The sequence below is a fragment of the Enterococcus saigonensis genome (assembly GCF_011397115.1).
GTDB classification, from domain to species: Bacteria; Bacillota; Bacilli; order Lactobacillales; family Enterococcaceae; genus Enterococcus_C; species Enterococcus_C saigonensis.
Genome location: NZ_AP022822.1, coordinates 687428 through 713796, shown reverse-complemented (window position 1 = coordinate 713796; position 26369 = coordinate 687428). Strand labels below are relative to the sequence as shown.

24 protein-coding genes are annotated in these 26369 nt (G+C 36.8%); 3 read left to right on the top strand and 21 right to left on the bottom strand.

Annotation, left to right across the window (positions count from 1 at the left end):
- Positions 1 to 189 precede the first annotated feature (189 nt).
- From pflA to EsVE80_RS03235, 13 genes are all read right to left on the bottom strand, one after another.
- Positions 190 to 960: a pyruvate formate-lyase-activating protein gene (pflA, locus tag EsVE80_RS03295; RefSeq protein ID WP_173104113.1), complete on the bottom strand. Its 771-nt coding sequence runs from the start codon at positions 958 to 960 to the stop codon at positions 190 to 192.
- Between the two features lie 117 nt (positions 961 to 1077).
- On the bottom strand, positions 1078 to 3330 hold the full coding sequence (gene pflB, locus EsVE80_RS03290) for a formate C-acetyltransferase (protein WP_173102468.1): 2253 nt from the start codon (positions 3328 to 3330) through the stop codon (positions 1078 to 1080).
- A 20-nt stretch (positions 3331 to 3350) separates the two neighbouring features.
- Positions 3351 to 4037 (bottom strand): antiholin-like protein LrgB, encoded by a 687-nt coding sequence (lrgB, locus tag EsVE80_RS03285; RefSeq protein ID WP_173102467.1) that lies wholly within the window; start codon positions 4035 to 4037, stop codon positions 3351 to 3353.
- A 1-nt stretch (position 4038) separates the two neighbouring features.
- Positions 4039 to 4458, bottom strand: a complete 420-nt coding sequence (lrgA, locus tag EsVE80_RS03280; protein ID WP_173102466.1) for an antiholin-like murein hydrolase modulator LrgA — start codon at positions 4456 to 4458, stop codon at positions 4039 to 4041.
- Positions 4459 to 4600: 142 nt separating this feature from the next.
- On the bottom strand, positions 4601 to 5332 hold the full coding sequence (locus tag EsVE80_RS03275) for a LytR/AlgR family response regulator transcription factor (RefSeq protein ID WP_173104112.1): 732 nt from the start codon (positions 5330 to 5332) through the stop codon (positions 4601 to 4603).
- Positions 5332 to 7074 carry a sensor histidine kinase gene (locus EsVE80_RS03270; protein WP_173102465.1) on the bottom strand — a complete coding sequence of 581 codons (1743 nt, stop codon included), beginning with the start codon at positions 7072 to 7074 and terminating at the stop codon, positions 5332 to 5334. Before EsVE80_RS03270 ends, EsVE80_RS03275 begins: the two co-directional genes overlap by 1 nt.
- 159 nt (positions 7075 to 7233) lie before the next feature.
- Positions 7234 to 8574: a type I glutamate--ammonia ligase gene (glnA, locus tag EsVE80_RS03265; RefSeq protein ID WP_173102464.1), complete on the bottom strand. Its 1341-nt coding sequence runs from the start codon at positions 8572 to 8574 to the stop codon at positions 7234 to 7236.
- A gap of 41 nt (positions 8575 to 8615) precedes the next feature.
- The gene (locus EsVE80_RS03260) at positions 8616 to 8993 is read right to left on the bottom strand and encodes a MerR family transcriptional regulator (RefSeq protein WP_173102463.1); all 378 of its coding nucleotides are present in this window, start codon (positions 8991 to 8993) and stop codon (positions 8616 to 8618) included.
- 164 nt (positions 8994 to 9157) lie between these two features.
- Positions 9158 to 10420 (bottom strand): methionine gamma-lyase family protein, encoded by a 1263-nt coding sequence (locus tag EsVE80_RS03255; protein WP_173102462.1) that lies wholly within the window; start codon positions 10418 to 10420, stop codon positions 9158 to 9160.
- Positions 10404 to 11648, bottom strand: a complete 1245-nt coding sequence (hflX, locus tag EsVE80_RS03250) for a GTPase HflX (RefSeq protein ID WP_173102461.1) — start codon at positions 11646 to 11648, stop codon at positions 10404 to 10406. The genes EsVE80_RS03255 and hflX overlap by 17 nt, the downstream gene beginning before the upstream one ends.
- Before the next feature lies 1 nt (position 11649).
- Positions 11650 to 12573: a tRNA (adenosine(37)-N6)-dimethylallyltransferase MiaA gene (gene miaA, locus EsVE80_RS03245; RefSeq protein ID WP_173102460.1), complete on the bottom strand. Its 924-nt coding sequence runs from the start codon at positions 12571 to 12573 to the stop codon at positions 11650 to 11652.
- 8 nt (positions 12574 to 12581) lie between these two features.
- A complete protein-coding gene (locus tag EsVE80_RS03240) occupies positions 12582 to 13328 on the bottom strand; it encodes a glycerophosphodiester phosphodiesterase family protein (RefSeq protein WP_173102459.1) in 747 nt (248 codons plus the stop codon).
- 151 nt (positions 13329 to 13479) lie between these two features.
- The gene (locus EsVE80_RS03235; RefSeq protein WP_408639872.1) at positions 13480 to 13992 is read right to left on the bottom strand and encodes a hypothetical protein; all 513 of its coding nucleotides are present in this window, start codon (positions 13990 to 13992) and stop codon (positions 13480 to 13482) included.
- A 268-nt stretch (positions 13993 to 14260) separates the two neighbouring features.
- On the opposite strand from EsVE80_RS03235, the gene clpP reads away from it, so the two are divergent.
- Positions 14261 to 14842, top strand: coding sequence for an ATP-dependent Clp endopeptidase proteolytic subunit ClpP (gene clpP, locus EsVE80_RS03230; protein ID WP_173102457.1), 582 nt, complete (start codon positions 14261 to 14263; stop codon positions 14840 to 14842).
- A gap of 155 nt (positions 14843 to 14997) precedes the next feature.
- On the opposite strand, the gene EsVE80_RS03225 is transcribed toward clpP, so the two are convergent.
- The 4 genes from EsVE80_RS03225 to EsVE80_RS03210 form a co-directional block, all read right to left on the bottom strand.
- Positions 14998 to 15936, bottom strand: a complete 939-nt coding sequence (locus tag EsVE80_RS03225; protein ID WP_173102456.1) for an NADP-dependent oxidoreductase — start codon at positions 15934 to 15936, stop codon at positions 14998 to 15000.
- A gap of 181 nt (positions 15937 to 16117) precedes the next feature.
- Positions 16118 to 16606, bottom strand: a complete 489-nt coding sequence (locus EsVE80_RS03220) for a gamma carbonic anhydrase family protein (protein ID WP_173102455.1) — start codon at positions 16604 to 16606, stop codon at positions 16118 to 16120.
- Positions 16607 to 16805: 199 nt separating this feature from the next.
- The gene (locus EsVE80_RS03215; RefSeq protein WP_173102454.1) at positions 16806 to 18569 is read right to left on the bottom strand and encodes an ABC transporter ATP-binding protein; all 1764 of its coding nucleotides are present in this window, start codon (positions 18567 to 18569) and stop codon (positions 16806 to 16808) included.
- Complete coding sequence (locus EsVE80_RS03210; protein ID WP_173102453.1) at positions 18566 to 20299, bottom strand: ABC transporter ATP-binding protein; 1734 nt, start codon at positions 20297 to 20299, stop codon at positions 18566 to 18568. Before EsVE80_RS03210 ends, EsVE80_RS03215 begins: the two co-directional genes overlap by 4 nt.
- A gap of 536 nt (positions 20300 to 20835) precedes the next feature.
- Between EsVE80_RS03210 and EsVE80_RS03205 the strand changes: the two genes are divergently transcribed.
- Together EsVE80_RS03205 and rnjA are read left to right on the top strand one after the other, a co-directional pair.
- On the top strand, positions 20836 to 21048 hold the full coding sequence (locus EsVE80_RS03205) for a DNA-directed RNA polymerase subunit epsilon (protein WP_173102452.1): 213 nt from the start codon (positions 20836 to 20838) through the stop codon (positions 21046 to 21048).
- Position 21049: 1 nt separating this feature from the next.
- Positions 21050 to 22726 carry a ribonuclease J1 gene (gene rnjA, locus EsVE80_RS03200; RefSeq protein WP_173102451.1) on the top strand — a complete coding sequence of 559 codons (1677 nt, stop codon included), beginning with the start codon at positions 21050 to 21052 and terminating at the stop codon, positions 22724 to 22726.
- 266 nt (positions 22727 to 22992) lie between these two features.
- On the opposite strand, the gene EsVE80_RS03195 is transcribed toward rnjA, so the two are convergent.
- From EsVE80_RS03195 to EsVE80_RS03180, 4 genes are all read right to left on the bottom strand, one after another.
- A complete protein-coding gene (locus EsVE80_RS03195; protein WP_016172708.1) occupies positions 22993 to 23193 on the bottom strand; it encodes a cold-shock protein in 201 nt (66 codons plus the stop codon).
- A gap of 151 nt (positions 23194 to 23344) precedes the next feature.
- Positions 23345 to 24022 (bottom strand): RadC family protein, encoded by a 678-nt coding sequence (gene radC / locus EsVE80_RS03190; RefSeq protein WP_173102450.1) that lies wholly within the window; start codon positions 24020 to 24022, stop codon positions 23345 to 23347.
- 57 nt (positions 24023 to 24079) lie between these two features.
- The gene (locus EsVE80_RS03185; RefSeq protein WP_173102449.1) at positions 24080 to 24736 is read right to left on the bottom strand and encodes an HAD family hydrolase; all 657 of its coding nucleotides are present in this window, start codon (positions 24734 to 24736) and stop codon (positions 24080 to 24082) included.
- Positions 24726 to 26045 carry a bifunctional folylpolyglutamate synthase/dihydrofolate synthase gene (locus EsVE80_RS03180; RefSeq protein ID WP_173102448.1) on the bottom strand — a complete coding sequence of 440 codons (1320 nt, stop codon included), beginning with the start codon at positions 26043 to 26045 and terminating at the stop codon, positions 24726 to 24728. Before EsVE80_RS03180 ends, EsVE80_RS03185 begins: the two co-directional genes overlap by 11 nt.
- Positions 26046 to 26369: the final 324 nt, after the last annotated feature.

The window sequence follows — 26369 nt, the reverse complement described above, 5'->3', positions numbered from 1 at the left end:
AAAGAAGCTCCCTATCCAAAATGAATAGGGAGCATATTTTCCAGAACTTTGACCCTAAGTAATTAGGGTGCCCAAGTAGGATATTACAATCTCTAGTTTCTTTTGTCAACTGCCGATTCTTTATAAAGGGGTTTCAAATTAAGAAAGTCTTTAACTTTCTTTTTGAATACTTCTTATGGCTTGATCGTTTTAGGCCAAAGCTAATTTTTTTCTTTGATATTCTTTATAGTCTGCAACATGTAGTAATCGCTCTGCATTTTCTACTCTTTGAGGTGTTGGTGGTTGAATATCTTTCAAAGGATAACGCAGGCCTAAATTTTGCCACTTGTATTTGCCCATGGTGTGATAAGGTAGAATTTCAACCTTATCGACATTTTCCAAGGTCTTAATAAAACTATCCAAGCGTATCAGATATTCGTCGTAATCGCTACGATGCGGAACCAAAACATGACGAATCCATACGGGTTTTTGTATTTCCGATAAATACTTAGCCATCTCTAAAATAGGCGTATTGGCTTGTTTCGTTAGTTTTTTATGGGCATCATTGTCGATATGTTTAATATCAAACAGTAATAAATCGGTGTATGTCATTAAGGTATTGAATTTTGAAAAGAAAGGTTCTTCTCTTGTAAACGGTTGGCCACAGGTATCAATTGTTGTATGCACCCCTGCAGCTTTTGCTTTTTTGAATAAATCAATAAGAAAATCAATTTGCAACAACGGTTCCCCACCGCTTACAGTGATCCCGCCTTTTTCACCCCAAAATTCTTGATACTTTAATGCTTCTTCTAAAACATCGTCTGCTGTACGCTCTGTCCCACTTCCTATTTTCCAAGTATCGGGATTATGGCAAAATTCACACCGCATTCTACAGCCTTGGGTAAAAACAATAAAACGAATGCCTGGTCCATCAACGGAACCAAAACTTTCAGTTGAATGAATACGACCTGTCACAGTCATGTCGATGACTTCCTTTCGTAAATGAAATCCTTGAAATGTTTTTTGGAAAAAATACTCTAAAACAAAAGCAGCGGATAGTTTCCCATCCGCCACCTGGTATTGCTTTTGAATTTAACCTTACATAGATTCGTGCATTGTCCGCGCAATTACGTCATCTTGTTGTTCTTTCGTTAACTTGATGAAGTTTACGGCATAACCAGATACCCGAATAGTTAATTGTGGGTATTTTTCTGGATGTGCTTGTGCATCTAATAATGTATCGCGATTGAAGACGTTAATATTTAAGTGGTGACCACCTTTTGTTGCATAACCGTCTAACATTGTTGCCAAGTTTTCTTCTTGCGTTGCTTCGTCACGACCTAATGCTTTTGGCACAATAGAGAATGTATTTGAAATACCATCTAATGAATAGTCGTAAGGAATTTTCGCTACAGAAGATAAGCTTGCTAGCGCACCATGCGTGTCGCGACCGTGCATTGGGTTTGCACCTGGCGCAAATGGTTGGCCAGCACGACGACCGTCTGGTGTATTCCCTGTTTTCTTCCCATAAACCACGTTTGATGTAATGGTAAGAATAGAAGTTGTATGTTTTGCATCACGGTATGTTTTGTTACGTTTCACTTTTGTCATGAAGGTCTTCAATAAGTTCACAGCGATTTCATCTACCCGATCATCGTTGTTTCCATATTTTGGATAGTCGCCTTCAATAACGTAATCTTCTACGATCCCATTTTCATCACGAACTGTTTTTACTTTGGCATATTTAATAGCTGATAAAGAGTCCACAGCTACTGAGAACCCAGCGATCCCTGTTGCCATTGTCCGTAAGATATCAGTATCTTGTAAGGCCATTTCAATTCGCTCGTAGGAATATTTATCATGCATGTAGTGAATGATGTTTAATGTATTTAGATACAATTCTGTAATCCAATCCATCATGGCATCATATTTTGTCAATACTTCGTCATATTCCAAGTATTCAGATGTAATCGGTTGATATTTTGGTCCAACTTGGGCTTTTGATTTTTCGTCTACCCCACCGTTGATTGCGTATAACAATGTTTTAGCCAAGTTTGCACGGGCACCGAAGAATTGCATTTGTTTCCCAATCCGCATAGCAGATACACAACAAGCAATTCCGTAGTCATCGCCCCAATGTGGACGCATAACATCATCGTTTTCATATTGAATCGCTGATGTTTGGATACTCATTTTCGCACAGAAAGTTTTAAAATTGTGTGGTAAACGAGTAGACCATAAAACAGTCAAGTTTGGTTCTGGCGCAGGCCCTAAGTTTGATAATGTGTGTAAGAAACGGAAGCTGTTTTTAGTTACCATATGGCGACCATCTTCTCCTACACCACCAATTGATTCGGTTACCCAAGTTGGGTCACCAGAAAATAGCGCGTTGTATTCAGGTGTTCGAGCAAATTTTACAAGACGCAATTTCATTACGAAATGATCGACAATTTCTTGTGCTTCTTCTTCTGTCAAAACGCCGTTTTGTAAATCGCGTTCCACATAAATATCTAAGAAAGTAGATGTCCGGCCAAGTGACATTGCCGCACCATTTTGTTCTTTAATAGCTGCTAAGTAACCAAGGTATAACCATTGGAAAGCTTCTTTTGCGTTTGTCGCAGGTTGTGAAATATCAAAACCGTAAATGTTGCCTAGTTCTTTTAATTCTGCTAAAGCACGAATTTGTTCACTTAATTCTTCTCGTTGACGGATAATGTCTTCTGACATTGTACCGTTGCCACAATTCGCTAAATCTTTTTGTTTTTCTTTAATTAAGAAGTCTACCCCGTATAATGCTACACGACGGTAGTCACCGATGATACGTCCACGACCGTATGCATCTGGTAAACCTGTGATGACACCAGAACGACGGGCAGCACGCATTTCAGGCGTATAAGCGTCAAATACACCTTGGTTATGGGTTTTACGATAGTCACGGAAGATATGTGAAATTTCAGGATCAATTTCAAAACCGTATTCTTCAGCGGCTTGTTCTGACATCCGGATTCCACCAAAAGGTTGTAAACCCCGCTTGAATGGTTTATCTGTTTGGAAACCAACTACTGTTTCTAAGTCTTTATTTAAATAACCTGGGCCATGAGAAGTGATTGTAGAAACCACTTTTGTGTCCATGTCTAAAACGCCACCGTTGTCGCGTTCTTGTTTGTTTAATTCCATTACTTGATCCCAAAGTTTAGTGGTAGCTTCTGTAGGACCTGCTAGAAATTCATCAGTGCCGTCAAATTGTGTGTAGTTTGCTTGGATAAAATCACGTACGTTTACTTCATTTTGCCAAGCTTTGCCTTTAAATCCGTTCCACGCATTTGTTTGTAACCCTACTATTTTTTCCATTTGTCATACTCCTTTATTTTCTAAATAATTCCCATTACACTCGCAACAATCGGAACCACTACAGCAGTTGTAATTCCGACAACAACAACCGAGATACTAGCCATTGCTGTTTCTGTTTCTCCCATTTCCATACTAACAGCAACACCTAGCGCATGTCCGGCGGCTCCCAAAGCTAATCCTTTAGCAATTGGATTTTTAACTTTAATCCATTTCAACGCAATTGCACCTAAGGCATAAACTAAAACGCCATTAAAAATAACCGAAAAAGCGGTGATTGACGCAATGCCCCCCACTGAAGTCGCTACCGGAACAGCGATTGCTGTTGTTGCAGCTTGAGGAAGTAACGATGCAATTAATTGGGGGTGCATCTGGATTATGTAACCAGCTAAAATTACTGAACCTGCTGAAACGACAGACCCAATGGTAATTGCTACCATAATTTCCATAAAATATTTTTTTAAAATATCACGCTTTTTATACAATGGGATAGCAAAAGCGATTGTTGCTGGCTCTAAAAAAAACATGATGATTTTCCCGCCTTCATTGTAGTCATCATAACTGATTCCAGTGGCTTCCAAAATCAAAACACCCAAAATCATGGCAACAAATAGCGGGGTAAACAAGAAGAAACCGTTGCTTTTCTTAAATAGAAATGTTCCAATTCCAAAAACGACTAGCGAAATAATAATACCAACATATGGTGTCATATTAAGAAGCCTCCTTTAAACCTTTGTTCAGTGTTTTTTCTTCATCTACTTGAGTATGACGATCTTTAATACCTAACAGTAAACTTGATCCCCAGCCTGTTGCCGCCATTAACGCTAAAGTTGCAATTAAGATAACAACTAAAATTTGAATTCCAGAACTTTTCATAATACCTAAAGAATTGACTAGCGAAATACCAGAAGGAACAAATAAGAATGTAATAACACTTGAAAGACTATTGGCTAACCCTTCAACTTGTTCTAATTTGACAATTCCCATACACAAAGCGCCAAACAAAAGTAACATACCGATTAGGGAAGGTGGAATTGCAATTGGTAATACTTTAGCAATTCCATTTGAAATGAGCATAACGAGTGCAAATACGAACGCTTGTTGTAAGAATGAATAAACTTTTTTTTCCATGTTTTTCGCTCCTTTGTTTTGTTTACACGTTTAGTATACAAAAATCCTTATTTTTGTTACCGCTTTCTTCACAAGTTGCGTAATATTGAGCATGAAATACAAAAAAAGACACTTGACTTACAACAAGTGTCTTTTTATCTTCTTATTCTAAGTTTAAACGTGATTTAAATGCTTTTAAATACGATCGGCTAACAGGAACTTTTTCTCCATTCTCCATCGTAACTTGTAACGTATGGTTGAACCAAGGTTGAATTTCTTTTACCTTTGTTACATTAATAATAAAACTTCGATGTGTCTTAATAAAAAGTGCTGGTGGTAATTTTTGTTCAATCCCACTCAATGTACCCGTAGTCACGTAACATTTTTCATCTGTAAAAACACTAATATTGCGCTCATCTACCGAGACCATTTGGACTGTTTCTGGATGAATTAAAAAAATACGATCGTCACTGTGAATGGGAAAAGTAGACCATTGCTCGGTATTTTGATTTTGAGCGACTACCTCTTGGTTTCTAATTATTTGTTTTCTTGCCTTATTAATAATTTCCATCACTCTTTTTTCTTCAAACGGCTTTAATAAATAGTCACTGGCATTGACTTGGAAGGCTTGCAGCGCATAATCATCATAGGCCGTAGCAAATACCAAATAAGGTGGTTCACTGAGTGTAACAAGTTTTTCTGCTAATTCAAAGCCACTTTCATCAGTTAAATGAATATCCAAAAACAAAATGTCTGGTTTATGTTCCATCATTTTGGTCATAGCTTCCATAATACTTTCTGCTTGCGCAACACTACTTACAGCAGGATGTTGACTTACTAAATAATTCAATTCTTCTCTTGCTAAAAGTTCATCATCAACCAAAAGTACATGCATCAATTTTCTCCTCCTTTAAATTCTAAAGGCAACTCTAATGTAAAAACAGCACCGCCATTTTCTTTATTTCGTACCTTCAATTTTCCATTTTCTCCATACAAGCTCTGTAAACGTTGGCTTAGATTTTCTAATGCTGTTCCTGTTCCTCTCTCAGAAATAACAGCTTTTTTTCCTAATTGATCTAATAATTCTGATTTAATTCCCACGCCATTATCTGAAACTTGTAAAATTAAGGTATTGTTTTGACTTGTGATCATTACAGCGACTACATTATTTTCCTTCCGATTGGCAAAAGCATGTTTAATCGCATTTTCCACCAAAATTTGTACCGCATAAGGTGGAATTAAGGCCGAATTCAACATTTCATTATTTTCAACTACAATTTGATACCGATTAGGAAAACGCGCTTGCTCCAATTCCAAGTATGCTGCTAAATGTTGTAATTCCTGACTCAAAAGAATTTTTGTTTGCCGTGCTCCTGTTAAATTCCCCCGAAAATATGTGCTTAACTGTAATAACAAACTACGTGCCTGATCAGTATCTCTGCGCATTAAAGCTGAAATTGTGTTAATAGCATTAAAGAAAAAATGTGGGTTAACTTGAGCTTGTAACGATTTAATTTCGGCATCTTTTAAGAGTTGACTTCTTTCTTCTGCTTCCCCAAGTTCAATTTGAGAAGAAAAAATCGTTGCTAAACCTTCTGCCAACTCTTCTTCCACATACGTTAATTTTGTTTCATCAGTAAAGTACATTTTTAGTGTTCCTACCACTTTTTCATGAGCAAAAAGAGGGATGACAATCGCTGCTGCTAAGGGACAATTGGGATTTTTACAACCAATTTGTTCTTTGCTATGGGCAATCAACATGTTACCTGACTGCAAAACTTTTTTTGAAAGTTCTGTAATCACTTCAATTTCTGGAATATGATGATCACTTCCTGCACCTACATGCGCTAAAATTTGATGCTTATCGGTGATACTAATTGCAGCTAATTTTGTATAGCGTTGAATAATTTCGGCTGCCGCTTGGCTTGACTCCCGTTTTAAACCTGCTCGAAAATACGGTAATGTTTGGGCAGCTAAATTTAATACATCATGTGTTTGCACTGCTTTGGCTTGTTCTTCTTGTTTTAATGTAATATTAATAATCGACATGAAAATAAATGTCCCAATTCCATTAACCATAATCATTGGTCCAGCAATCATTTGTGCTAACGCTGTCCCACTAAAAAAAGCCACAAAAGCCATTTGAATCGATTCCATCAAAATTCCAACTAGCGCATAGACCCAAGCTTTGTTTTGCCACTGCCTTTTAATTAAAAGTAGTCGGATTAATCCTGAAATAAGCCCAATTAAAAACGAAGAAAAGATATAAAAACTACCTTGGCCGTTTCCTTGAAAAAAACGATGAATCCCTGCAATTCCCCCCACGGTAGCGCCAACACTTGGACCTCCCACAAGTCCTGTGACACTAATTACGAGAGTACGGGCATTGGCAATGGAGGTATTTTCAGAAATATGGGTTAAAAAATTACTTGGTACAATCTTATTTCCAGAAATCTCAATTCCAGTAAAATTGGTTAAAATAGCAAACAAGCTAAAAATGATAATCAAGATAACTTTGGAGGAAATTTGTTTGCGGTTTTCCAATATACGCTTAAAATAGGAAACATTTACTAGCAAAAAGGCTAATAAAATGATTAATCCCACACGCTCCATCATCAAAATAAATAAATCCAACATCTGTATATCCTCTTTATCTTTCTATTTTCCTAATAGTAGTGTCGAAGGGCCTTTGTTGTCAATTCTCAATTAATTAAAATAGTTATGCTTCACTATTTTAGTTGAAATACAAAACAAACCGCCTTAAGCCGTAGCTCAAAGCGGTTTGTTTTCCTGTTTTTAGTACAACTCTAAATATTGTTCTCTTTCCCATTCTGAAACAGTTTGACGGAAAGACGCCCATTCCAAGCGTTTTGCTTCTACAAAGTTTTGATAAATATGATTTCCCAATGCAGCAATCATTACTTCATCTTTCCGTAATTCTTTAATGGCATTGTGTAAAGTTGAAGGCAAGTCTTTAATTTGAGCTTCTTCCCTTTCTGCTTCATTCATAACATAAATATTACGATCAACTGCTGGTGGCGGGGTTAATTCGCGACGGATACCATCAAGACCAGCTTCTAATAAAACAGCCATCGTTAAATATGGATTAGCTGAAGGATCCACTGACCGTAATTCCAGACGCGTTGATAAGCCGCGAGATTCAGGCACCCGAATTAATGGTGAACGATTGCGACCTGACCATGCCACATACACCGGTGCTTCATAGCCTGGGACAAGACGTTTATATGAATTTACAATCGGGTTGCAAACAGCTGTATAAGCCCGAGCGTGTTCAATCAATCCCCCTAAGAAATAATAAGCAGTTTGACTTAAGCCCATTTCACCTGATTCATCGTAAAAGGCATTTTCTTTTCCTTTAAATAATGACATATTACAATGCATACCAGAACCATTTATACCAAAAAGTGGTTTTGGCATGAACGTTGCGTGTAACCCGTGTTTGCGGGCAATTGTTTTAACTACTAATTTAAAAGTTTGGATATTATCACACGCATCCACAACATCTGCATATTTAAAGTCGATTTCATGTTGACCAGGAGCAACTTCATGATGGGACGCTTCTACTTCAAAGCCTAAACTTTCTAATTCCAACACAATATCACGGCGACAGTTTTCACCCAAATCTGTTGGTGCAAAATCAAAATAACCACCTGCATCGTTTAATTCCGTTGTAATTTCGCCATCCTCATCTAATTTGAATAAGAAGAATTCAGGTTCTGGCCCTAAGTTGAAAGAAGTAAAGCCTAATTGCTTCATATTTTCCATCGCACGTTTTAAATTACCACGCGGATCGCCAGCAAACGGTGTTCCATCAGGATTATAAATATCACAAATCAAACGCGCTACTTTACCATGTTCACTTTCCCAAGGGAAGATCATCCAAGTCGATAAATCTGGATACAGATACATATCACTTTCTTCAATGCGAACAAACCCTTCAATAGAAGAACCATCAAACATCATTTTATTATCTAAAACTTTTTCCAGTTGACTAACCGGTACCTCAACATTCTTGATTGTACCCATGATGTCTGTGAACATTAGTCGTAAGAAACGAACATTTTCTTCTTCAACAATACGTTTGATATCTTTTGCTGTGTAATTTACGCGAGGCATATAATCCCACCCTTAGTTATTTTTTTATTTTCAAACAATGCCTACATTCGTGGACCTTGTTTAAATGGTTTTTGTTGTGTTAAACCACCTTGGCTTAGGAGTTCATCATAAAAAATTTGTCTAACATCTTGGTCAGTCAGTGGCTTTTTATTTTTAGCAATTTTTTCTTGTTGTTTTTGTAGCTCATAGGCATGTTTTATCCCCGCCATATTCAATCCCTCAGACAAGTAATCTTTGATTTCAAGTAAAATATCAACATCATTCAAAGAATACATACGCCGGTTTCCTTCGCTTCTTTCAGGATGAATAAGATCTTGTTCTTCGTAGTACCGAATTTGTCGCGCAGTAAGATCCGTTAGCTTCATCACCGTTCCAATAGGAAAAACAGACATCGATCGGCGCAACTCTTTTTCTCGCATGAAACTACTCCTTTCCAGATGTTTTTTTAACTTGAGACAACTATACCAATCTCGTTTTCGAAAGTCAAGGGCATATGTTAGGTTTTCTTACATAAACAATATTTTTTCTAAAAAACAAAAAGAACCTTGCAACAACAAGGTTCAATAGGGCTAAAAAAACGAAATTATTTTTTGTTCGAATAAAAAACAGCATTAACAGCGTTTGATACAGCTATTTTAACATGCTCATAAGTTAGACCACCTTGGACATACAAAGAAAATGGCTCTCGCAGCGGACCATCTGCGCTTAATTCGATACTAGCACCTTGAACAAAAGTTCCTGCCGCCATAATAATATCATCCTCGTATCCTGGCATGTAAGAAGGTACAGGTGCGACAAAAGCATCAACTGGTGAAAAATGTTGAACCGCTTGTGCAAAGGTAATCATCGCTTCTTTTTCTTTAAGTTCAACTAATTGAATTAAATCTGTTCTCGGGTCATCCCACTTAGGAGTCGAAGCAATATGATACTCCGCCAATAACGCCGACGTAAAAACTGCTCCTTGGATAGCTTGACTAACAACATGTGGTGCTAAGAAGAATCCTTGTAACATTTCGTAGACATTTCCTAACATCGCACCACCTTCAGCTCCTACACCTGGTGTTGTTAGACGATAGGCACATTTTTCGATTAAATCTTTTTGTCCAACTATGTAGCCGCCAGTTTTGGCAATACCACCACCAGGATTTTTAATCAACGAGCCCGCCATTAAATCAGCTCCTACTTGGGTTGGTTCCATTAATTCAGCAAATTCGCCATAACAATTATCCACAAAAATAATCATTTCCGGGGCAATCGATTTAACAAAATCACACATCTCTTTAATTTTAGCTATAGTAAAAGAAGGCCGTGAGGCATATCCACGAGAACGTTGAATAGCTATAACCTTAGTTTTTTGATTCATTTTGGCTTTCACAGCCTCAAAATCAACTTCGCCAGTAGACGTTAGCTCTGCTTGGTTATAGGAAATATTGTATTCTTTCATAGAACCAATTCCATTTCCAGCTAAGCCAATAACTTCAAGTAATGTATCGTAAGGTGTTCCGGTAATATAAAGTAATTCATCACCCGGACGCAAAACACCAAACAAAGCTGTTGCAATCGCATGAGTACCCGAAACAATTTGAGGTCGTACGAGTGCTGCCTCTGCACCAAAAGTTTCCGCATAAACTGCTTCTAACGCATCGCGCCCCATGTCATCATTACCATATCCAGTCGAGGGTAAAAAATGAGTTTCTGAAATATGTTGCTTTGAAAATGCCCGTAAAACTTTATTTTGGTTACTTAAAGCAATTTGCCGCAGCTCTTCTTGGCGGGGGGCGATTTTTTGATCTACTCTTTCAATCGCAGCTACTAAAGATTGATCAAATTCATCTGTCCAATTCATCTTCCATTCTCCTTATCAAACTGGCCTCAGGTAATGCAAAACCTTTTACCAAATATTTTTCTGTTTCTGGCAAAAATTCTTCTCGGACCAACAATGTCTCACTTTTTAATTGTGCTAACAATTTCCCTTCACTTTGTTTTAAGGATACGTTATATGGTTCTAAATGTTCCATTAACTGTAGTCGGACTGCTGCAGTTAACTCGGCTTTACTGCGACTACTTTTAGCTGAAATTAACACATTGGGAAACAAAGTTGGCACAAATTGTGTTGTATCAATTTTATCAGCTTTGTTATAAACAGTTAGAATTGGTGTCTTATCAAAATCAAGTTCTTTCATTAAGTCTAAAACCGTTTGCTCCTGTTGGGGACGATCAGGTGAGCTGGCATCCACAACATGCACTAACAAGTCCATATCACGACTTTCTTCAAGCGTAGAATGAAACGCATCAATTAACTGTGTTGGCAGATCTTGAATAAAACCAACTGTATCGGTTAGAGTAACTTCAAAGCCTTCTGGCAATTTCCAACGCTTTGTTAGAGGATCTAATGTTGCAAAAAGCTCATCTTGTTCATAAGTTTTCGCTTCAGTTAAAACATTCATTATCGTCGATTTTCCAGCATTCGTGTAGCCGATTAAACCAATTTGAAAGCGATTGTTTTTTCTTCTTTGGCGAGTACGTTCGCGATGTGCGGCTACATCTTTTAGTTCACGTTTAATCGCCGTTATTTTGTTGCGAATATGACGACGATCAGTCTCCAATTTGGTTTCTCCAGGACCTCTTGTACCAATCCCACCTCCCAAACGAGACAAGTATTTTCCTTGTCCTACTAAACGGGGTAATAAATATTCTAACTGCGCCAATTCAACTTGTAATTTTCCCGCTTTAGAGCGCGCTCGCAAAGCAAAGATATCTAAAATTAATTGGACACGATCAATAACTGGTACTGCTACAAAATCACCAATAGTTTGACTTTGACGAGGAGTTAGTTCATGGTTAAAAATTACTAAATCTGCTTCATAACTTTCAACTAAATTTTTTAATTCCGTCAACTTCCCTTTGCCGATAATTGTTTGACGATCCACTTGAGGGCGTTTTTGAATTAAAGAAAAACAAACTTCTCCTTTAGCAGTTTTGGTTAGTCCTTTTAATTCTTGCATGGATTCACCGAAATTTTTCCAAGTTTCTTCGGTCTCTACCCCTACTAAAATAACTTTTTCCTGCTCCATACTATTCCTCCAGCCATACTTGTATTTTTTGCTGCAAGACTTCACTTGCCTCTGGTTGCGTAACCAAATCCACCCAAGTACTTACTTCCATCCGATTGCGAAACCACGTTAATTGCCGTTTCGCGTATCGTCTTGAATCTAGTTTTATTGCTTCTTTGACTTCATCAAGGCTACTTTCTCCTTTAAAATAAGGAAAAAATTCTCGATAACCAATTCCTTTTGCGGCTTGTACCTTTTCATAATTTTGTAAAAGTGTCGCTTCTTTTTCTAGTCCTGCGGCAAACATCAATTCGACACGCTGATTGATACGATTGTATAGTACTTCCCGTTGTGTATCTAAAACAATTAAAAAGTCATCATATAATTTTTGGGGTTCTTCTTTAGGTTTTACAATACTGTGTCCAGATAAATCAAATACCTCTAGTGCTCGTACAACTTTTCGTTCGTTATTAAAATGTATCTTTTCTGCTGCTAAAGGATCTTTTTCCAAAAGTAATTGCCATAAGGCCTCTTTTCCCTGTGCCTTGGCATACTCATGATATTTTTCTCGTAGTTTTTCTCCTGCTTGCCCAAATTCTTCAGCTGCTCCTAATTTATAATCATACAAAAGAGCTTGAATATAAAGTCCTGTTCCCCCAACAACAATGGGTAATTTTCCCTTTGCAGTGATGGTCGCAATTTTTTTTCGCGCTGCTTTTTGAAAATCAGCAACTGAATACTCCGCCGTAAAATCACAGATATCAATTAGATGATGGGGAATACCTGCGGCTTCATCTTTGCTTACTTTGGCTGTACCAATATCTAACTGACGATAGACCTGTAATGAATCACCACTAATAATTTCACCATTAAATTTTTGTGCCAGTTTAATACTCAAGGCTGTTTTTCCGACCCCAGTTGGACCTGCAATGACTAATACTTTCATCTTTCCCCTCATTTACTTCCCTTATTTCTCGCATTTTTTACATATTGCTGTATTTTTTCTGGAAAGTTAGTGATAATTCCCGTTGTCTGCAATGCAACACATTCTCTAACTAATTCCTCGTCGTCAATCGTCCAGGGACGAACAGCTAACGGCAAGTCAGGTAATGTTGCTTTATTTTTTAAAACCCAGTCGATTTTAGGATGAATTCCTTCAATATACGGACGGTCCAACGCTTGAAGCACCTTTTTATCGCTAGTGCTTAAAATTAAATCTAGTTGCGTATCTGGTTCTAATTGATGAATGATATCCAACGAAGCTATGTTAAAACTACAATACCAGTGTTGAAAAGGCCAATTCCGGCTGGTCATCAACGCCGCAGTTTTCATCTCTATTTCAGGATAATGATAATGATCTGTTTTTAACTCAATAGTCAGTACTCCGCGAAAATTCCGCATAACCAATAAATCTAATACTTCCTTTAAAGTTGGTACTTTCGTATTTTGATAACTTTCAGAAAACCAACTCCCGGCATTTAGTTTTTTTATTTCAGCCAGTGTTTTTTCTCGGATCAAACCTTTACCATTCGTTGTTCGTTCTACATCTTCATCATGCATCACAATTAGGTGACCGTCTTTTGACAAATGAACATCTAACTCAATCACGTCACTGTCTACTCGCACTGCTTCTGCAAAAGATGGGAGCGTATTTTCTGGCCGATTGCCACTGGCACCGCGATGGGCTACGATTTGTGTCATCACCGTTTCCTCCTTATCTTTTTCTTCATTAGTAATTGTACCACTTCTATCTTTATTTTATGAACTTTACGTCTAAGCCTTAACGTTTCATTTGATTAAAAAAGATGGGAAGAAATCCCTCCAGGGCTCCTCCCATCTTTTCAAAAAAATATTATGCGCTAAAATACGTCAAAGTCTCATCTGAAAGATGTTTTAACGCTGCCTTTCTTTCATTGATAAGCTCTGTCAAATCATCAGAAAAATGCTCCATAATCACGCGTCCGCCTTTATAAGCATAACCACCAACTTTAATCGTTTCATCTGGCGACAAAATAACTTTACGCTGCGCAATATTTTTGAAAAATTCCTCTAAGATATAGTTTGGTAAGTAAAAATTATTTTGAGCGGCAAATGATTGCAAATACGCATAGTCGTCAATTGTGATATAGCAATCATCAAAAGCATCAAAACTGACATATTCTGCCATTAGCACACTACGTTTTTGTAAAATTTCATTTATTTTTTTGTTTAATTGAATCAAAGTTTCAATCTCTTTGACTTTATGTTCCAAAGTACGTCGTCGTTGTTCTTTTTTTTCGTCATAACGGATTCGCAAATTAAAAGCAATTGTGACAATCAAAGCACCTACTAAGACTCCAAAAAAACCGGCTGCTGCTACTGCTATCATATTTTTCCTCCTTGCAAGTTCTCCTGTCTTTTATTTTAGCATAAATTCTATTAGATTCGCATTTTTTACCTGCTTTTATCCACGGCTTTGTTATCTATTTTAGCCATTTTTTCTATCTGAAAAAAATTTACAGATTCGTTGAGTTTTTCATTTGACCTATTTTGACCTATTAGTTATACTTCTTTTTAGAGGTTATCGCTTAAATGTGCTAAACTTGAGACGTACAAAATTTAACGTCGATTTGATTAAAGGAGGACTTTACATTATGAATTTAATTCCAACAGTCATTGAACAATCATCCCGCGGCGAAAGAGCGTATGACATCTACTCACGTTTATTAAAAGACCGCATTATCATGCTAAGCGGTCAAGTTACTGACGACTTAGCAAATTCAATCATCGCCCAATTATTATTCTTGGACGCACAAGATTCTGAAAAAGATATCTATGTATATATTAATTCACCAGGTGGTAGCGTAACAGCTGGGATGGCAATTTACGATACAATGAACTTTGTTAAAGCTGATGTGCAAACAATTGTTATGGGGATGGCTGCTTCAATGGGTTCATTTTTACTAACAGCCGGTGAAAAAGGGAAACGATTCGCTTTACCTAATGCTGAAATCATGATTCACCAACCTCTAGGTGGCGCGCAAGGTCAAGCAACTGAAATTGAAATTGCAGCTCGCCATATTTTACAAACCCGTGATCGTTTGAACCATATCTTAGCTGAACGTACTGGTCAACCATTGGAAGTTATCGAAAAAGACACTGACCGCGATAACTTTATGACTGCTGAACAAGCGAAAGCATATGGCTTAATTGATGAAATTATGGTAACAAAATAATTTAGCCCAAGCTAAAAAAGAATTGAGACGAAAGTCTCAATTCTTTTTTTACGCTATTTTTTATTATCATCTTCACTAAATTCTTCAATTCAGAAAATGACGAACACATTCTACTTTAATTTCAAAAATAGCTAAATTAAAGATTACTTTTTCATTTAGCTTTTTGCGATGACAATTTTACCAGCAGCAGGATGGCCTGCGATTTTTTCATGCGCATAAATCACACTTTCTAATTCAAAGGGCAATATTTCAGCAATATTCACAAATAAATTGCCCTTAGCAAAAACATTTAGTAAATACGCAAAAGCTCTTTGATCTTGGTAATCCTTTTTAGGAACAAAACGTAAATACGTACCATCTTTACGCTCTATTTCTGTTGGTAATTCATTTAAAGCGACGTAAGTTCCTCCTGGTTTTAAAATTTTTAAACCAATTGCACCGCTTTTACTCCCTTTTGTTGCATCAATGACAATGTCTGCTTGCTCAAAGAATACTTTACCAGAATCCTCTGTATCATATGCACTAAATTCATCTGCTCCCCAGCTTTTTATCTTTTCTTCATTTCTCTTAGACGCACTGGCAAGAACACGATTTTTATTTTGATGTAAAAGTTGTACTAATAAAGAACCAACACCACCAGAAGCTCCTAGGACCATTACTGTTTGACTGCTATTGACGTGTAAAAGTTGAAACAATAAATTATAGGCAGTAATTCCCGTAGTGACTAGACTCGCTGCTTGAGCAAAACTCAACTTTGCAGGAATTTTTGCTGCTTTTTTAGTGGGCAAAACAACCTCTTGTCCATACGCCCCGCTAACGGGATGTATGACTACACGATCACCCACAGAAAAATCTGTTTCACCAGGGAAAATTTCTGTCACAATACCAGCTGCATCATTGCCCATCACGTAAGGAAACTTCAAACTGCGAAATTCTTGTTGTTCTCCGCGGCGCAATGAAACGTCGTATGGATTAATCGCAAAAGCATGGATTGCTACTCGTATATGTCCTGAAGTAACTTCTCTTGGTTGAGCTGTAATTGTTTGAAATACTTTATTTGGCTCACCATAACCAGTTATAGCAAAACGTTCCATCAAAAATTCCTCCTTTTTTACATTTTTCTAAAGTGTACCGAGTAAAGAAAAAAAGCGCAACAATTTGCGCTTTGGCTACTTTTACAGCGAAGAAAAATATCATGTCAGGTAAACCACAATAAAAATATTCACGTAGTTTTTGGAGACTGAATTTTTATCTCTTAGTAAAAATAAGTTAGATTTACTTTGTTACTTCTGGGTATTTTCCTTCCAGAAACTCTTGTCCTAATTGACAATAATGGGTGATATTGGCTTTATTTTTAGCAATTTCTGTTGGAGTTAAAGGTCGAATAACTTTTGCTGGCCGCCCAAAAGCTAAGACATTGGGGGGAATTACCATTCCTTGTGTTACAAGAGAACCAGCACCAATTAAACTATTTTCACCGATAACAGCGTGATTTAATACAATCGAGCTCATACCAATGAGCGCTCCTTGTTCAATTTTGCAGCCATGAAGCATACATTGATGTCCAACTGTCACATCATTAGCAATTTCTGTTGGGGCATCATGATCCACATGAATAATCGTACCATCTTGAATATTTGTCCGATTCCCAATTTTAATAAAATTACTATCGCCCCGAATCACACTATTAAACCAGATGGTTACCTCTTTTCCGAGTGTTACATCTCCCAGTACAACAGCATTTTTTGCGATGAAATTTTTCATACTTTTCCCTCTTTTTCTTCAATCTGCACCTACATTGTAGCACAGAAAGACAAATCAACAGCTTGGTGTTAATTGATAATTTTTAAATTTCTAGTGGATAGGTACCACTTTTTTAGTTGTTTTTTTGTGGATAAAAATTCTTTTTTATTCTAAAAAAAAGCCAAGACAAGATAACTTTTGTCTTGGCTTCTTTAAAATTTTAATCGTAATCGCCATCTTCAGCAAACTGACTTTGATAAAGTTTATTATAAAAACCACCTTCAGCTAATAAACTTTCATGTGTTCCTTTTTCAATAATGGAGCCTTGGTTCATTACTAAAATTAAATCCGCATCTCGAATAGTAGATAGACGGTGGGCGATGACAAAACTCGTACGTCCTTCCATGACTTTGTCCATTGCTTTTTGAATCAATGCTTCTAGACGTGTATCAACAGAACTTGTAGCTTCATCTAAAATTAAAATTTTAGGATTGGAAATAACAGCTCGTGCAATCGTCAAAAGTTGTTTTTGTCCCAAAGAAACATTATTCCCTTCAGCATTAATCATCATATCATAGCCATCTGGCATCGTCCGAATGAAATGATCAACATTCGCAGTTTTGGCTGCATCAACTATTTCGTAGTCCGTTGCATCTAATTTCCCAAAACGGATATTTTCTCCAATGGTTCCTTCATAAAGCCAGGCATCTTGCAAGACCATACCAAAAACCGAACGTACATCGCTACGCTTCATTTTTTTCGTATCGATACCATCAATTTTAATCGCTCCAGAATCTACATCATAAAAACGCATTAATAGATTAATTAACGTTGTTTTTCCCGCTCCTGTTGGTCCGACAATCGCCACTGTTTGTCCTGCTTTTACACTAAAATTTAAGTCTTTAATCAATGGTTTATTGGCAGTGTAGCTAAATGAAACATGATCAAACTCCACATCTCCTAAAACAACTTCTGGTAATGGGATATCAGCCTCATTTAATACCTCTTCTGCTTCATCTAAAATTTCAAAAACACGCGTTGAAGCAGCAGATGCACTTTGTAAAACAGAAGATAGTTGCGTGATATTCCCTAGAGGTTGACTAATTTGCCAAATATATTGAATAAAAGCTTGTAATTGTCCGACAACGATAACACCACCAATGACGTAATAACTACCTAAAACCGCCATTACAATATAAGTAATATAAGCAGTTAAGGAAACAAGTGGCATCATAAGACCTGAAATAAAGGAAGCTTTAAAGCCAAAATCTTTTAACCGATGATTAACCGTCTTAAAGCCTGCTAATGTTTCTTTTTCCCGCCCGTATACTTTTAAGACACTAAAACCGGTCATATTTTCTTGGACATAGCCGTTTAAATCCCCTAAAGCATTTTGCATTCCTTGGAAATATTTTTGCGAAACTTTTACGATTCCTCGTGAAATCAGCATAGAAGCAGGAATCATAATGATAGATAACAATGCCATCGGAATATTAATGTAAAACATCATCGCCAGTGCCATAATAATCCCTAAAATCGCATTGACAATCCCAATCAAAGCCTGTTGCATTGCACCACTCACTGCATCCACATCATTAGTAACCCGAGATAAAATATTTCCTTGTTGGTTTTTATCAAAATAAGATACTGGTAACCGATTAATTTTTTCATCAATATCTTGTCGCAAATCATACATAGCACTTTGGACCACATTGGTTATTAAGAGACCTGATAGCAATTGCGCGATACAATATCCCACGCCAACGGCCGTAATCCAAATTAAACATTTAAACACATACTCAAAATTAATTTTTTCACCGGCTGCAATATTTCTAGCAACTTCGGTTGTTGGTAAGCCTGCAACATAAGGCATTGCCGCATTTAAAGCCACTGTCAATACCACAAAAAATAGTACTAAAAAGACCGTAATTTTATAAGGACTCAAATAACGAGCCAAACGTTTTAAAGAAGAAAATGATTTCATTGTGCCAATTCCTCCTCTGATAACTGAGAAGCCGCAATATCATAGTAAATACTGCAATTTTTCAGAAGTTCTCGGTGCGTCCCCATTCCCACAACATTACCTTCGTCTAAAACAATAATTTTATCTGCATGCATAATTGTTCCTACTCGTTGTGCGACAATTAAAACGGTGGAATGCGTTGTTTCTTTTTTCAAACGTGCTCGCAATTTAGCATCTGTTTGATAATCCAAAGCTGAAAAACTATCATCAAAAATATAAATTTCAGGATCACGAATAATTGCACGAGCAATTGCCAAACGTTGCTTTTGACCACCAGAAAAATTCGCACCACCTTCTGAAAGTAATGCATCAAAACCTTTTGGTGTTTGACTGATGAAATCAGCAGCTTGAGCGATATCTACCGCGCGTTGCATGTCTGCTTGCGTAGCATTCAATTTTCCGTAACGCAAGTTTTCTGCAATTGTTCCGGTAAATAAAAGCGCCTTTTGCGGAATGTAGCCAATTTTTTCTCGCAAATTTTTTAAACGGTAATCTTTTACGTTAACACCATCAATTAAAACTTCCCCTTCACTCACATCGTAAAAACGTGGTATTAATTGAATAAGTGTAGATTTCCCTGAACCGGTACTCCCGATAAAAGCAACCGTCTCGCCTGGTTGTGCGGTAAAGCTAACATTACGAATAATCGGGCTTTGGGCATGTCCAGGATAAGCAAACGTAACATTTTTAAACTCGACATAACCTTTTGTAGCTGTTTCAGTAACGCCGTCTTCTTTTTCGATAAGTTCAGACGTTGCATCAAGTGCTTCTTGAATACGTCTTGCTGAAACAGCGGCTCGTGGGTACATCATAAAAACAGAGGCAAATAACATAAAAGAAAATAAGGCATGGAAAATATACTCAATAAATGCAATCAAATCGCCAATTTGTAAATTTCCTTGATCAATTTTAATTGTGCCATTCCAAATAATTAAAACCATTACAATATTGAATAAGAAGAAAAATCCTGGTTGCGCTACTGCCATTAAGCGAAATAAACTCTTAGAACTTGAAGCATATGCCTTGTTGACTTTTTCAAAACGCTTTTCCTCAAATTTTTCATTAACAAAAGCGCGTATGACACGCAAACCTGATAAGTTTTCTCGCAAAATTGCGTTAATTCTGTCCAAATTTCCTTGTTGTTTCGTCGATAAGGGATCAGAAAACTTGGCAATTGCAATCACGGCCAAAAGTAAAATCGGCAATGCCAAAAGTACATACCAACTTAATGATGGACTCGTTCGAAAAATCATATACAAGCTCACAATAAACATCATGGGTGTCATAAAGCCCGTTCGCAAAATATTTTGCATAAAAAGCATTATTTGATAAGCATCATTTGTAACGCGAGTAATCAAAGAAGAGACACCAATTTGTTCGTATTCGTAATGAGAATATCCTTGTATTCTTTCAAATAAATCATCGCGAATATCCGCCGTAATATTGGTCGTAATTCGCGTAGTGAAGTAGCCTAAAAGAATATTCATTACTACTCCTAAGACTGTAATAACAACCATTAAAAGCCCTAACTGTTGCACTTGACTAAAGCTTTTAGCTGGAATAGCCGCATCAATCATCCGTGCCAATATAGTTGGTAAACCTAACTCAATGATAATAAAACCAAAGACACAAATGAAATCAAAAAATAATAGTTTTTTGTAGCGCATTGTATAATGCCACATCAATTTCATCTTTTTTCCCCCTTTATTAAAATGAAGACAGGCTTCTGCCTGTAAACGCGTAAAATTAAAAAGCTAAATGATAGAAAAATGGACACCCTTTTAAAAATTCTCAAAGGGTGTACCTGAGCATGAATAAATTTTCGCATTACCTTCACTATACCACAGTAAAATTTTTAATTGTAGCCAAAATAACCAGAAATTTCCCCAATGTAATCCCTTTACACCATTTGACTTTTCTATACTTATTGAAAGATCTATGCTAAAATATCATTAATTGGGCGCAAAAACGCCAAAGGAACGGTTGAATTAAAAAATAAGCGGAAAGTAAAGACGAGACTTTCTCTTTTTGAAAATCGTCTGATTTTCAAAAAGCATCTAAAATTTAGCGGAGAATTTGCTGATAGTAAAAAGTTATTTGTTTCATGTAGGGCAAAAATTTTTTATCAAAGTAACTCCCCTGTTTTTTGGTTGCTCTAATTCTCGTATTTGCCATCATCTAGATGCCATTTTTATACCGTTTAATTAATAATAAAGGAGTCAAACAGATGATTTACAAAGTTTACTATCAAGAAACAAAAGTACGTAACCCAAAAAGAGAGCAAACATTATCAATTTACGTAGAGGCAGCCGATGAAGTCACTGCCCGCGCACTAGTTGAAGAACATACCCCATACAACATCGAATTTATTCAAGGACTAGATGATAGTCATTTAGCCTACGAAAAAGAAAATGCCGACTTCAAATTAACGGAGTTTTAAAATGAAACTCTCTTTAAAAAACAACGAAACCGGCGTCTTCGGAATCGGTGGTCTCGGTGAGATTGGAAAAAACTGTTATGGGGTACAATTCCAAGATGAAATCATCATTATTGATGCCGGAATTAAATTTCCAGAAGATGAGCTGCTTGGGATTGACTATGTCATTTCCGATTATAGTTACATCGTGCAAAACTTACCGAAAGTTAAAGCACTTGTAATTACTCACGGTCACGAAGATCACATTGGGGGAATCCCCTACCTATTACGCCAAGCTAATATTCCAATTTATGCTGGGCCATTGGCACTGGCTTTAATTACCAATAAATTGGATGAACATGGTTTATTGCGGGATGCCGAGCTTCATGAAATCAATGAAGATTCAATTATTCGCTTCCGTAAAACTTCTGTTAGTTTTTTCCGCACGACACACAGTATTCCAGACGCTTTAGGAATTGTGGTAAAAACACCATCTGGCAACATTGTACAAACCGGAGACTTTAAGTTTGATTTCACCCCGGTTGGTGAACCAGCCAATTTACACAAAATGGCACGTATTGGTGAAGAAGGGGTTTTGTGTCTTTTATCAGACAGTACCAATGCTGAAATTCCAACTTTTACTAAATCAGAAAAAATTATTGGCGCGTCAATTTTAAAAATATTTGAAAAAATAGAAGGCCGCATTATTTTTGCTTCTTTTGCTTCGAATATTTTCCGACTACAACAAGCAGCAGATGCCGCTGTTGCAACCGGAAGGAAAATCGCAGTATTTGGCCGTAGTATGGAAAATGCTATGATTAATGGTCAAAAATTAGGCTATATAAAAGTTCCTGATGGGACTTTTATTGACGCACATGAAGTAAATCGCTTGCCAGCAAATGAAGTTTTAATTTTATGTACTGGCTCACAAGGTGAACCGATGGCAGCTTTAAGTCGAATTGCCAACGGAACTCATCGTCAAATTCAAATTCAACCAGACGACACAGTTATCTTTTCAAGTTCACCAATTCCAGGGAATACAACGAGCGTTAACCACTTGATTAACTTGTTAATGGAAGCTGGCGCAGAAGTAATACATGGCAAAATCAATAATATTCATACTTCTGGTCACGGTGGCCAAGAAGAACAAAAATTGATGTTACGGTTAATGAAACCAAAATACTTTATGCCTATTCACGGAGAGTATCGGATGTTAAAAATCCATACACAACTAGCTCAAGATACAGGTGTACCAAAAGAAAACTGTTTCTTAATGGAAAACGGCGATATGTTAGCATTAACGGCGAATAGCGCTCGCATTTGTGGTCATTTCAATGCTGGTGATGTCTATGTTGACGGTAGTGGGATCGGTGATATTGGAAATGTGGTCTTACGAGATCGCCACATTTTATCCGAAGAAGGGTTGGTCTTAGCTGTCGCAACTGTCGATATTGCGAAAAAAGAAATTCTAGCTGGTCCAGATATTTTATCCCGCGGTTTTGTCTACATGCGTGAATCTGGTGAAATGATTAATGAAGGTCAAACATTGCTTTTTAAAGCTTTAAGAGAAGCTATGAATCAGCCAGACTGCAACGAATTCAAATTAAGAGAAGCAATGTCTAATGCATTGCAACCTTACTTATTTGAAAAAACTGAGCGTCATCCGATGATTCTATCCATGATTATGACACCGGAAAATTAATCTTCAGTAAAGACTACGGCACATTTTAATAATAGAAATACTCAAACATTAAGAAAGTATGGAAACTTAGACTGGTTTCACGTTTTCCTTAATTGTTTGAGTATTTTTATTTAGATAAAAAATGACGTAAGATTTTTATAAAAAAATTTGTTCCATCACGTGACCTTTTAACTATGAAATTTGATAAATCTACCTTTACTCACTCTTATTCCTAATCAAAAAATCCCCAGAATAAATTCTGAGGATAAAATGCCGATATAAAAAGTCTAAGCTTTTTCGACGTTAGTAGCTTGAGGGCCGCGGTCTGATTCTTCAACGTCGAAAGTCACTGCTTGACCTTCTTCTAATGTTTTAAAACCGTCGCCTTGAATTGCAGAGAAATGTACGAATACATCGCTGCCGTCTTCACGTGAAATGAAGCCAAATCCTTTTTCTGCGTTAAACCATTTTACTGTACCATGTTCCATGGGTGAAAACCTCCTTGTGCTTTGCACGAATTAATGTGTAACGTTGTTGGCAAAGAATAGAGGTGACCCAAATGTTTCAACTTCTATCGCTAAACCGCTAAACAAAATTACACTAATATTTTACACTTGCCCGATTTTTTTTGCAAGTCTACTAATTCCATAACCCTTCTTCTCGTAAGCTGATGTATTCGCTACCACCGATCACCAAATGGTCCAATAATTCAATACCCATAATTTCCCCACATTCTCTTAATCTTTTAGTAAAAACGATATCATTATGAGAAGGTGTCGGACTACCAGAAGGATGATTGTGACAAATTACAATTCGCTCAGCAGCAATTTTTACTGCTGTTTTGAAAATTTCTCTAGGATGTGCAATCGATTGATTTAATGAACCAATAAAAATCGTCTTTTTTTGTAAAATTTGATTTTTCGTATTCAAATAAATACACAATAAATGCTCCTGCTCATAATCTTTCATTTCATCGGCTAACATACACCCCAACTCATAACTAGAAGAGACATATCCTATTTTCGATTGCGAAGCCTGGCTAATCCGACATCCTAATTCAATTGCGGCTAAAAGTTCAGCTGCCTTTGCTTCACCGATTCCTGCAATCTTTGTTAATTCTTGTAACTCGGCCCTCTTAAATTGATACAAATCACCAAAGTAATGCAATATTTCTGCAGCAAGATCACCAGCAGTCGCTTTTTTCGAGCCTGTTCGTAAAATGATAGCTAATAGTTCTTGTTCTGAAAGTACCTTGGTACCTTTTTCCTTTAATCGTTCTCTAGGTCGCATACTTACAGGCAATACTTTTGTTTTCATCAAAAAACCCCTTTGCGCTCTTTTAAATAAAGTACGCAAAGGCGTTCTAATTCATTTTTAGCTCAAATAATTTTTTACTTCGTGCAAAGAAGGTAGCACAGCTAAAGTTTTTGCTGCCAATGCTTCATCAGGAGGCAACAAATCTGGTATCATAATTACCGGTATTTCAGCTTGAAATGCGGCTAAAACGCCATTTTGTGAGTCTTCTAAAACTAAAGTTTCTGACTTTTTTGTTCCAAGGATAGCACGAGCAGCTAGAAATATCGCAGGATCAGGTTTGGCACGCGGTACGTCTTCACAAGAAACAATCTTAGAAAAATGTTTTGTTAAATCTGCTCTAGCCAGTAATTCATCAATTACTTTGCGTTGATTGCTAGAAGCGATAATCCAATCGATTTTAGCCGCTTGTAAATAAGCTAAAAGCTCCATTACCCCTGGCTTTAATGCTGCCATTCCCTTGGTAAACATATCTCTTGTATTTTCATAAGACGCTGCAATAAATGCTGTCACTTTTGCTTCCCCAAATTTTCCATCAAACATTTCATGGTATCTTTCGATTACTTCTTCATCAGAAATACCCAGCAACTCAAGATAAAGTGTTTTATCATAAGGTATTCCAAAATCATCTGCTGCTGCTTGCGCTCCAGCATAATAAAGTTGTTCTGTATCAAAAATCAATCCGTCCATATCAAAAATGACACCTTTAACCTGCATGTGAACCTCCCATTTCTAGTAATAAACTTCTTACCTCTGACACAAAATACAACGAGCCTGTTACAAGTAATAAAGATTCATCGTCCATTTTTTCCAAAATTTCAGCTAAACCAAATTGCCATAAAGAAACAATTGACACGCGTTTTTCATCTACATTAACAAAATCATCGTCTAATTTGATTGCCCGGGGATAATCAAAAGTCGTTAGATAGATGTGCGCATTTTTTAGTTTCAATAATTCTTCTAACATTTCCGCAACATTTTTTGTCTCTAAAGCAGAAAACAATATATGCAGTTTGCGACCTTTGAATTCATTTTGAACAGATTCCACCAAGCGATACATTGCATGCGTATTATGGGCTCCATCTAAAATGATTAAAGGTTCTGTGCTAAGCCGTTCCATCCGAGCAGGCCAAAACGTTTGTTGTAAGGCTTTTTTAATCTCTTTTTCCCGCCAATTAATCTTATTTAATTCGCAATATAATTCAAATAATTGAATAGCAATACCTGCATTTTCTGGTTGATGTTGTCCTATTAACGTTGTTTTTAAGTTTTTTAATTTTCCGTTTTGATTACGAAAATCAAACCATTCACCCCAATTATCATCTGGATGCAAATAAGTGACCTCGTATTCTTTACCAAAGCGATAGATTTTTGCTTTATTTTTTGTGGCGCAATCTGCAATCACACCTAAGGCATTATCTGCAATATTGCCAGTTACTATCGGGATGTTGGGCTTAATTATTCCTGCTTTTTGCGCCGCAATCTCTTCTAAAGTGTTGCCTAGTATTTCGGTATGATCGTAACCAATCGTTGTAATCGCTGTTAGCATTGGTTCTACAATATTAGTAGAATCTAATAGTCCGCCCAAGCCTACTTCAATAAGTGCAACATCAACTTTATCAACAAAGTAATCCAATGCCAAAACTGTTAAAACTTCAAACTCTGTAATGCCACTAACTGCTTCTTGCTGATCCAATTTTTCGACCAACGGCTGATATTTATTTACTAACGTGACTAGTTCTTCATCTGTGATAAATTTCCCATTAACGGCAATTCTTTCGTGGAAACTTTCAATATATGGTGAAGTGAAAGTGCCAACGACAATCCCTGCTTCTTGTAACATTTCTCTTAAATAGCTAACGGTTGATCCTTTCCCATTCGTACCGGCAATATGAATTGTTGGTACTTTTTTTTCAGGATGATCAACTAAAGCCAATAATGCTTTAACGCGCTCTAACCCCGGTCTTGAGCCAAAAGGTTTGCGGCTATGAATCCATTCAATTGCTTTACTTCCAGTTTCTACCATTTCTTTCCACCTCACTGCTTCATTATAACAAACTCCTAGGTAAAGAAAAAAACAAATAGTTGAAATAAAAAATTACTACATAATTTTAGTCGCAAATTATCATAGTCTAACTTTTTGTCTCATCCATAACGAAATTTAACTTCATATAAATAGAGGATAAAGACCTCGATATAGTCTTTACCCTCTATTATTAGCTTATTTTACTCCTCAATGCCATTTTAGTCATTTGGTTTTTCATAAGACTACTAACCCAACTACCTCCAACAAAATTTTCTTATCTAGCTTATTGCAAAAGCTGAATTTTCGTTTCAAGCTTATCTTTAT

Coding starts and splice junctions, on each gene's coding strand:
- EsVE80_RS03240 (WP_173102459.1), bottom strand. CDS start 13,328: ATGACACAAATCGTAGCCCATCGCGGTGCCAGTGGCAATCGGCCAGAA.
- pflB (WP_173102468.1), bottom strand. CDS start 3,330: ATGGAAAAAATAGTAGGGTTACAAACAAATGCGTGGAACGGATTTAAA.
- hflX (WP_173102461.1), bottom strand. CDS start 11,648: ATGGAGCAGGAAAAAGTTATTTTAGTAGGGGTAGAGACCGAAGAAACT.
- EsVE80_RS03210 (WP_173102453.1), bottom strand. CDS start 20,299: ATGAAATTGATGTGGCATTATACAATGCGCTACAAAAAACTATTATTT.
- radC (WP_173102450.1), bottom strand. CDS start 24,022: ATGAAAACAAAAGTATTGCCTGTAAGTATGCGACCTAGAGAACGATTA.
- EsVE80_RS03260 (WP_173102463.1), bottom strand. CDS start 8,993: ATGCGAGAAAAAGAGTTGCGCCGATCGATGTCTGTTTTTCCTATTGGA.
- EsVE80_RS03205 (WP_173102452.1), top strand. CDS start 20,836: ATGATTTACAAAGTTTACTATCAAGAAACAAAAGTACGTAACCCAAAA.
- EsVE80_RS03220 (WP_173102455.1), bottom strand. CDS start 16,606: ATGAAAAATTTCATCGCAAAAAATGCTGTTGTACTGGGAGATGTAACA.
- clpP (WP_173102457.1), top strand. CDS start 14,261: ATGAATTTAATTCCAACAGTCATTGAACAATCATCCCGCGGCGAAAGA.
- EsVE80_RS03215 (WP_173102454.1), bottom strand. CDS start 18,569: ATGAAATCATTTTCTTCTTTAAAACGTTTGGCTCGTTATTTGAGTCCT.
- EsVE80_RS03270 (WP_173102465.1), bottom strand. CDS start 7,074: ATGTTGGATTTATTTATTTTGATGATGGAGCGTGTGGGATTAATCATT.
- EsVE80_RS03180 (WP_173102448.1), bottom strand. CDS start 26,045: ATGGTAGAAACTGGAAGTAAAGCAATTGAATGGATTCATAGCCGCAAA.
- glnA (WP_173102464.1), bottom strand. CDS start 8,574: ATGCCTCGCGTAAATTACACAGCAAAAGATATCAAACGTATTGTTGAA.
- EsVE80_RS03185 (WP_173102449.1), bottom strand. CDS start 24,736: ATGCAGGTTAAAGGTGTCATTTTTGATATGGACGGATTGATTTTTGAT.
- pflA (WP_173104113.1), bottom strand. CDS start 960: ATGACTGTGACAGGTCGTATTCATTCAACTGAAAGTTTTGGTTCCGTT.
- EsVE80_RS03275 (WP_173104112.1), bottom strand. CDS start 5,332: ATGCATGTACTTTTGGTTGATGATGAACTTTTAGCAAGAGAAGAATTG.
- lrgB (WP_173102467.1), bottom strand. CDS start 4,037: ATGACACCATATGTTGGTATTATTATTTCGCTAGTCGTTTTTGGAATT.
- lrgA (WP_173102466.1), bottom strand. CDS start 4,458: ATGGAAAAAAAAGTTTATTCATTCTTACAACAAGCGTTCGTATTTGCA.
- rnjA (WP_173102451.1), top strand. CDS start 21,050: ATGAAACTCTCTTTAAAAAACAACGAAACCGGCGTCTTCGGAATCGGT.
- EsVE80_RS03255 (WP_173102462.1), bottom strand. CDS start 10,420: ATGAATTGGACAGATGAATTTGATCAATCTTTAGTAGCTGCGATTGAA.
- miaA (WP_173102460.1), bottom strand. CDS start 12,573: ATGAAAGTATTAGTCATTGCAGGTCCAACTGGGGTCGGAAAAACAGCC.
- EsVE80_RS03195 (WP_016172708.1), bottom strand. CDS start 23,193: ATGGAACATGGTACAGTAAAATGGTTTAACGCAGAAAAAGGATTTGGC.
- EsVE80_RS03225 (WP_173102456.1), bottom strand. CDS start 15,936: ATGGAACGTTTTGCTATAACTGGTTATGGTGAGCCAAATAAAGTATTT.